Below are 1,036 nucleotides of genomic sequence, written 5' to 3' on the forward strand. Positions count from 1 at the left end.
TTCCTCGACGCCCACCCGGAGATCGAGGAGGTCCTGGCCCCGCTCGTGGACGTCCTGACCAACGAGGTGATGGTGGAGCTCAACATGCGGGTCGACGTGGACGGCGACGACCCCGCCCTGGTCGCGAGGGACTTCCTGGTGGAGCGGGGACTCGTCTCCGCGGAATGACCGTGCGGCCGGCCCGGTGATCGCGGACAATCGGGGGCAGGTGCCAGAGGAGGATGCACATGCCCAGGAATTCGCTCGGCTCGCTGCCGCGGGCGGCGTCGCGGCTGCCGCGCATGGCGCCGGACATGTCCCGGCTGCCGGCGGGGAGGATCGTCACCCTCGCCGACGACGTCACGACCAGGCTCTACGACACCGGGGAGGAGCACCTCAGGCCGGTGGTCCTGCTGCACGGCATGGCCGCGACCGGGATGCTCAACTGGTACCAGACCTTCCAGCGCCTACAGGGCGAGTACCGGCTCATCGCCTTCGACCAGCGCTGGCACGGCATGGGCCACCACGGCGACTTCGGGTTCCAGGCGCTGGGTGAGGACGTCCTGCGCGTGGTGGACCACCTCGGGTTGGAGAGCCCGATCATCGGTGGCTACTCCATGGGCGGGCTCGTGGCCCAGCTCGCCGCCCGAACGGACCCGTCCCGCCTGGGCGGACTGGTGCTGGCCGCCACCGGCACCGGAGCCGAGCGCAACGCGCTGGAGAAGATCACCCTCGGCGGGTTCCTGCGGTCGAGTCCGCTGCTCAACGCGGTGCCCGTCGAGATCGCCCGGGAGATCAGCGAGGAGACCCCCTCTCCCCACGCCTGGGCGCTCCGGGAACTGTCCTCGGTGTCCTTCGCCACCCATCGGACCGTGATCGGCGAGGTCGCCCGCTTCAACTCCACGTCCTGGCTCCACGAACTGGACCTGCCGGTGGCGATCATCAAGACCACCCGCGACATCGCGTTCCCCCAGTGGATCCAGGACGAGATGGCGGACCTGCTGCCCCGCAGCGCGGTGTTCCCCGTCCACGCGGGTCACGCCGTGTGCGCCACCCA

The 1,036-nt window shown here is 70.4% G+C and carries 2 protein-coding genes; both read left to right on the top strand.

Features of this window, described 5'->3' with window-relative positions; all coding sequences use genetic code 11:
* The coding region (locus B4M60_RS12505) for a glycine betaine ABC transporter substrate-binding protein (protein WP_291084513.1) at positions 1-168 on the top strand (168 nt) is incomplete at its 5' end.
* Between the two features lie 59 nt (positions 169-227).
* On the top strand, positions 228-1,036 hold an 809-nt coding region (locus tag B4M60_RS12510; protein ID WP_291084453.1), incomplete at its 3' end, for an alpha/beta fold hydrolase.

Origin of the sequence: Dietzia sp. UBA5065, from assembly GCA_002415925.1 — a bacterium.
Classification (GTDB): domain Bacteria; phylum Actinomycetota; class Actinomycetes; order Mycobacteriales; family Mycobacteriaceae; genus Dietzia.